This window comes from Olsenella profusa F0195 (assembly GCF_000468755.1).
In the GTDB taxonomy this organism is placed as follows: Bacteria; Actinomycetota; Coriobacteriia; order Coriobacteriales; family Atopobiaceae; genus Olsenella_F; species Olsenella_F profusa.
Map to the genome: position 1 here is coordinate 110,516 of NZ_AWEZ01000006.1, position 6,610 is coordinate 117,125.

Annotated in this window: 5 protein-coding genes; 2 read left to right on the plus strand and 3 right to left on the minus strand. The window is 60.3% G+C overall.

From position 1 onward, the window contains the following. Window positions 1–112: 112 nt before the first annotated feature. Window positions 113–3,004, plus strand: coding sequence for an excinuclease ABC subunit UvrA (gene uvrA / locus HMPREF1316_RS00980; protein ID WP_021724987.1), 2,892 nt, complete (start codon window positions 113–115; stop codon window positions 3,002–3,004). 3 nt (window positions 3,005–3,007) lie between these two features. Beyond that, complete coding sequence (locus HMPREF1316_RS00985; RefSeq protein WP_021724935.1) at window positions 3,008–3,499, plus strand: aminoacyl-tRNA deacylase; 492 nt, start codon at window positions 3,008–3,010, stop codon at window positions 3,497–3,499. Window positions 3,500–3,696: 197 nt separating this feature from the next. Here HMPREF1316_RS00985 and HMPREF1316_RS00990 read toward each other — a convergent pair whose 3' ends face one another. The 3 genes from HMPREF1316_RS00990 to HMPREF1316_RS01000 all read right to left on the minus strand — a co-directional run. Continuing rightward, the gene (locus tag HMPREF1316_RS00990; protein WP_156900957.1) at window positions 3,697–4,296 is read right to left on the minus strand and encodes a PqqD family protein; all 600 of its coding nucleotides are present in this window, start codon (window positions 4,294–4,296) and stop codon (window positions 3,697–3,699) included. Further along, window positions 4,293–5,516 carry a M14 family metallopeptidase gene (locus HMPREF1316_RS12950; protein WP_051332856.1) on the minus strand — a complete coding sequence of 408 codons (1,224 nt, stop codon included), beginning with the start codon at window positions 5,514–5,516 and terminating at the stop codon, window positions 4,293–4,295. The genes HMPREF1316_RS00990 and HMPREF1316_RS12950 overlap by 4 nt, the downstream gene beginning before the upstream one ends. Next, window positions 5,494–6,610, minus strand: a 1,117-nt coding sequence (locus HMPREF1316_RS01000) for a HesA/MoeB/ThiF family protein (RefSeq protein ID WP_156900958.1), incomplete at its 5' end; no start/stop codon positions are given. The genes HMPREF1316_RS12950 and HMPREF1316_RS01000, both read right to left, overlap by 23 nt.

A 6,610-nucleotide genomic window follows, 5' to 3' on the forward strand; every position in this document is an offset into this window, starting at 1 on the left:
CGATGCCTGTGGACGGTCGTTCGCTGTCGCCCGTATTGGGTAGACTGGATGGGCATACAGCGGGCGCCGCCCGGTGGCGCCCCCACTCGGAATTCCGTCACAAGAGGTACCCATGGCATCAGAGTCCATCGTCATCCGCGGCGCACGCGAGCACAACCTGCGTGACGTCGACGTCACCATCCCGCGCGACAGGCTCGTCGTCATCACGGGGCTCTCGGGCTCGGGCAAGTCGAGCCTGGCCTTCGACACCATCTACGCCGAGGGCCAACGCCGCTACGTGGAGAGCCTCTCCTCCTATGCCCGCATGTTCCTGGGCCAGATGGACAAGCCCGACCTCGACAGCATCGACGGCCTCTCCCCGGCCGTCTCCATCGACCAGAAGACCACGAGCAAGAACCCCCGCTCCACCGTGGGCACCGTGACGGAGGTCTATGACTACCTGCGTCTGCTCTTCGCGCGCATCGGCGTGCCCCACTGTCCGGAGTGCGGGCGGCCCATCGAGCGCCAGACCACCGATCAGGTGGCGGACAAGGTCCTGGCCCATGCGCAGGGCAGGCGTGCCCTCGTGCTCGCGCCGGTGGTGCTGGGCCGCAAGGGCGAGTTCTCCAAGCTCTTCGAGGACCTCGCCAAGGAGGGCTTCTCGCGTGTCCGCGTGGATGGTGACGTGCGCGAGCTGGGCACAGGCGAGATCAGGCTCGACAAGAAGTTCAAGCACACCATAGAGGTCGTGGTCGACCGCATCGTGGTGCGCGAGAACAGCCTGGGTCGCATCGCCGAGGCCGTGGAGACGGCCACGCGCATCGCCGAGGGCCGGGTGGCCTTCTACCTGCTGCCCGATCGTGACGCCCCCGAGGGCACGGAGGGCGAGCTGCTCTCCTACTCGCTGGCGCTGGCCTGCCCCGAGCACGGACACTCCATCGACGACCTCCAGCCGCGCGACTTCTCGTTCAACGCCCCGTACGGCGCCTGCCCCGACTGCGACGGCATCGGCACCCGCCGCATCGTGGACGCCGAGGCGCTCATCGAGGATCCCACGCTCTCCGTGACGGGTGGCGTCTTTGGCGCCATCTTCGGCCACTCCAACTACTATCCGCAGATCCTTGCCGCCGTCTGCAGGCATCTGGGCGAGAGCCCCGACACCCCCTGGCAGGACCTCAGGAAGAGGACCCAGCGGGCCCTGCTCGACGGCCTGGGTGACGCCAAGGTCCGCGTCGACTACCACACGCGGGACGGGCGTGACACCCACTGGTTCACCAAGTTCTCCGGCGTGCGCTCCGTGCTCTTCGAGAAGTACCAGGAGACCACGAGCGAGACCATGAGGACGCACCTCGAGCGCTACATCCGCGTGGTGCCCTGCCCCAGCTGCCACGGGGCGCGCCTCAAACCCGAATACCTGGCCGTCACCGTGGGAGACAAGAACATCCAGGAGGTCTGCGACCTCTCCTGCGCCGATGCGCTCGCCTTCTTCAACGGCCTCGTGCTCACGGAGCGCCAGCAGCTCATCGGTGCCGCCATCGTCAAGGAGATCGTCGCCCGCCTGCGCTTCATGGTCAACGTGGGCCTCGACTACCTCACGCTCAGCCGTGCGGCCGCCACGCTCTCGGGCGGCGAGGCACAGCGCATCCGCCTGGCCACGCAGATCGGCGCCGGCCTCATGGGCGTGCTCTACATCCTGGACGAGCCCTCCATCGGCCTGCACCAGCGTGACAACGACCGCCTCATCGAGACGCTGGGGCGCCTGCGCGACCAGGGCAACACCGTGATCGTGGTGGAGCACGACGAGGACACCATCCGCTCGGCGGACTACGTGATCGACATGGGGCCGGGTGCGGGCGAGCTGGGCGGCGACATCGTGGCCGCCGGCACGCCGGAGGAGATCATGGCCAACCCCGACTCCCTCACGGGCGCCTACCTCACGGGCAGGCGCATGATCGAGCTGCCCGAGCGGCGCCGCACCCCGCGTCGTGGCTCCGTCAGGCTGACGGGGGCGCGGGCAAACAACCTCAAGAACGTCTCCATCAAGGTGGAGCTGGGCACCCTCACCGTGGTCACGGGCGTCTCGGGCTCGGGCAAGAGCTCGCTCGTCACGGACACGCTGGCGCCCGCCCTCACCAACGCCGTGCACCACTCCAAGCGCGTCGTGGGCCCCTATCGCAAGCTCAAGGGGCTCCAGGACGGGGACGGGCACAAGATCGTGGACAAGGTCATCGACATCGACCAGAGCCCCATCGGCCGCACGCCGCGCTCCAACCCGGCCACCTACATCGGCCTATGGGACGACCTGCGCAGCCTCTTCGCCTCCGTGCCCGAGAGCCGCGCGCGCGGCTACAGCCCGGGACGCTTCTCGTTCAACGTGCCGGGTGGCCGCTGCGAGGCCTGCAAGGGCGACGGCCAGATCAAGATCGAGATGAACTTCCTGCCCGACATCTACGTGCCGTGCGAGGTGTGCGGCGGCAAGCGCTACAACCGCGAGACCCTGGAGGTCACCTACCATGGCAGATCCATCTCGGACGTGCTGGACATGACGGTCACGGAGGCGCTCGCGTTCTTTGGGAGCATCCCGCGCATCAAGAACAAGCTGCAGACCCTCTACGACGTGGGCTTGGGCTACATCCATCTGGGCCAGAGCGCCACGACGCTCTCGGGCGGCGAGGCCCAGCGCGTGAAGCTCGCCAAGGAGCTGCACCGCCAGCAGACGGGCAGGACCTTCTACATCCTGGACGAGCCCACCACCGGGCTGCACTTCGAGGACGTGCGCCTGCTCGTGCAGGTGCTCGAGAAGCTCGTGGACGCGGGCAACACCGTGCTCGTGATCGAGCACAACCTCGACGTCATCAAGATGGCCGACCGCATCATCGACCTCGGTCCCGAGGGCGGCGAGGGCGGCGGCACCGTCGTGGCCTACGGCACGCCCGAGAAGGTCGCCCAGGTGGCGGAGAGCTACACCGGCCGCTACCTGGCGCCCATCCTCGCGCGCGACCGTGCGCGGCAGGGGAGGGGCTAGCCCATGCCCAGGAGGGAGAGGATAGCCAAGACCAACGCCATGCGCGAGCTGGAGCGCGGTGGCGTTGCCTACACGGCCCACGAGCATGAGGAGGGCGACCTCTCGCGCGGCCTGGGACTGCGCATGGCCGAGGAGGCGGGCGAGGATCCCGCAAGCCAGTTCAAGACGCTCGTGTGTGTGGCCCCGAACGGCGACCACGTGGTGTGCTGCCTGCCCGTGGGCGAGGAGCTCGACTTCAAGAAGGCCGCGGCGGCGGCAGGGGAGAAGGCGCTCTCGATGCTACCCACCAGGGAGCTGGAGCCCCTCACGGGCTACGTGCGGGGCGGCTGCACGTCCGTGGGCATGAGGAGGCGGTTTCCCACCCTCATCGACGAGACTGCGCAGCTCTTCGACCGCATCGGCATATCGGGCGGCAGGCGCGGCCTGGGCCTGCGCGTGAATCCGGAGGAGCTGGCGGCTCTCATCGGCGCGACGTTTGCGGACATCTGCCGGTAGCGAGACCTTCTTAGAGGTAAGGTGTGCTAGAGATGTTCATATGGGCTACAACTTGGAATCTCCCCGCTGTTTGAGAGCGGCAATGAGATAGAGGGTTACATTGAGAGCGAGCAGCCCGATGACGATTGCCATGTCTGGTAGCGCTCCCGGAGTACCAGACAGATAGCGATCAACGCTGTTTTTTACCAGTACAAAGTTCATGGGCAGCGTGCAAAGGGGTTGGTCTGTACGATAGGGAATCGCATCCTGATACCAAGAGATACTTCCGCATGTAAGTCAAGCGACCTGGCAGCGAGTATATGGAATGACTCATGCACGGCAATAATTATCCAGGAGAGTACCGTCAAAATAAGCAAGTTCACGGCGCTGCTCTGGGTTACTAAGACGGTATCATATGTAGGAAAAGGAATGATCCCGAGCATATACGATCCGATGGCCATGACTAGAAGGGCTATAAAAAGAATATAGGCAGGTGCGCAAAAAGGAATGCCTGCATAGTTGCTTTGGATATGATCGAACATGTTATTCTTCACCTGTGGCCGATCAAGAATTTGCGCACTTCTCAGAGTCTTGAGGAACGCTTCTATATCTATGTCTGCATCGAATCTCTCGAGCGTAAGGTCATGAATCTCCGGGATGCTCCGTGTGCCGTCCATCATGGAGATAACCTGGATGCCAATCTCTGGTACCTGTACGAACTTCTGGCCATTCCCAAGGAGGAATATTCCATTCTCTTCTTCAGTGATGATGAGAGATTTCAGGTTAGGATATGTCATTAACTCATCATCTTGCGTCATATCTGTTCACCCACAAACGCCCGAATGATGCCGTCAGCGACGCGCTCCACGTCCGATGTACCAATCGTGCTCACAGCGGGCGCGAGATGGGCCAGTTCGGCGAAGCACTGTGCGCTGCCACCAATCTCTCTTCCGAGAGCGCGCGCCATCTGGGCATATTGAGTTGCTATCGAGAATACGAGTCCGAAATAGCGATCAACCGCCTCGTCTCTGGGCCACTCTTGCATTTGATTGCAAACCGAATGTACGTAGGCGCTATCGCTTGTGCGTCGTTCCCAGAATTCTCTAGGTGACGAAAGGAGCAGGTCAGTGGTTGTACCAGCATTCTTGCGCGGGAAAACTGTGCAGAGATCGTCTTCGAAGTGAGACCATAGAATTTTTAGACGCACTGCGAACTCATCCGGCGTACCGGGGACAAGGGCGGCGTCAAGCGAAAAGAGTGGCAACTCGAGCACGAGTGATCGGCAGGACTTACCCATGTATTCAAAACTCGCAGCTCCATTTGTGTAGTCCGAGCCGAAGTCACCCGCACTCTTGAGGAAATCAATCTCATGCTCGGCGAGGGGTAAGCTGAACACACCTTTGGCGAGGCTGTTACAGTAGGGAACGGGTGTATGTCGTAGGACCTCAAGGCCGGAGTCAGCAAGGACTCCGGCAATAGCCAGTGCGAGGGATGCGTCAGGACCACCTGCATAGGCGTAGGCTGCCCCGACGGTTCCGTTGTGCAATGAGATGAGTCCGTCCGGATGGATACGGTCGATGAGCCGAGCCACGGCAGCCGTTTCCGGTAGCACCGTCTCATGCTCATAGTCGTTGTAAGAGAGGGGAAAGTCCCATTCCACCTGGTACCTCGTTGCCGCCCTGAACCAGCCTTCGACCATGCCAGTAAGCGTTAGACCATTTGGTTGTGACCACCAAAGCTCGTTCATGTGCGCGCCGTCAACATCCCAGACTGGCACCAACCACCAAGTGTCCCTGCCTGTTCCAGTCATTAGTGCTGCTCGTTCGAGTAAATGGAGGATCACAACCTGCGAGAGCGGCTCATTGGGATGTGGGAAGCCGAGAATCAACAGCTTTCTGGGCAGGCCATCGATAGCATATGCAACGACTTCCCGTCCTTGAGAGCTCGTGCCGATTCGCACTCTTCGTATGTCTAGCCCGAAGCCAGCGGCAGTTCTCTCTATACCCGCCAGGTAATCATCGACTGTTTCGAGTCGCATCCTTCTCCTCCCTTGACGAGCAGACGGGGCATGTGTCCATCCGTTGCCATCTCTGTCGAGTTGTCGTATACGTGGCCATATCAAGCATGAGTGACGTACCCATGAGAGAGCATGGAGCATATCCTGACACGTACCTGATGACTTCGTCGCTCGTGATGGCTCCGATCGAAAGGCATAGAGGTCCATAGGACGGAATCTTGCGACCTGCATTCATTGCTATATCATCGACCTCACCGATTTGCTCAAGGATACATTGGTAGCAAGCGGTTTCCCCCGGTACGACAAGAGGGCCTGCGATGCCGACATGTTCGCTGAAACCAGCGAAGATGAATGACGTGCCCGTGCTGACGCACAAGCGATTGACCATCTCCCTAGCGCTTCGTACCGGTCGATCTATTGTGGAGACAACAATATCAGAATCATGAACCGTTTCGGCCAAGAAGCCATCCGTCTTGACTGTTGTCATCAATGCTGAGATGGTAATGGATGGGTTAATGCGCTTCAGCGCATCAGTAGCAGCCTCGACCTTAGGCCTGTCGATATCTGCGTAGGAAAAGAGAGTTTGCTGAATGAGGTTACTTTCCTCAACTTGGTCGTCATCTATAATTGTCGGTCTTCCGACCCCAGCGCGAGCAAGCGTCTCTGCGATAATTGATCCGATGCCTCCAATCCCAAGGATAGTGACATGTGAATGCATGATGGCGCTTAGCATATTTGGTACTCGCAGATAATTGCCCTGCATCGCGAAGTAAAGCGCCTCACGCATAAGCCGACTATTATCGAGAACTCGCGAAGCGGCATCCGCATCGATAAGGTACCCAACATCAAGTAGTTGTTGGATAAGCGACTCTACATTGTCTACGGGCATTCCAAAAGTACTACTCAGGGTAGATGCAACAGCTTTCCTGTCGGCAGGTATCAAGAAATGCGAAAGAATGCCAAGTACTTGAAAGGGCGCATTCTCTATCTTCGTGCCCGTTCCAGGATGATTGCCCAATCGGATATCGTTCGTTTTAGAATTCAGATAGAGTGGTCTAAACTGGTTTATCACACATCTCATTTTCGTTATCCCATAGTAAGAAGCCCGGGATTCC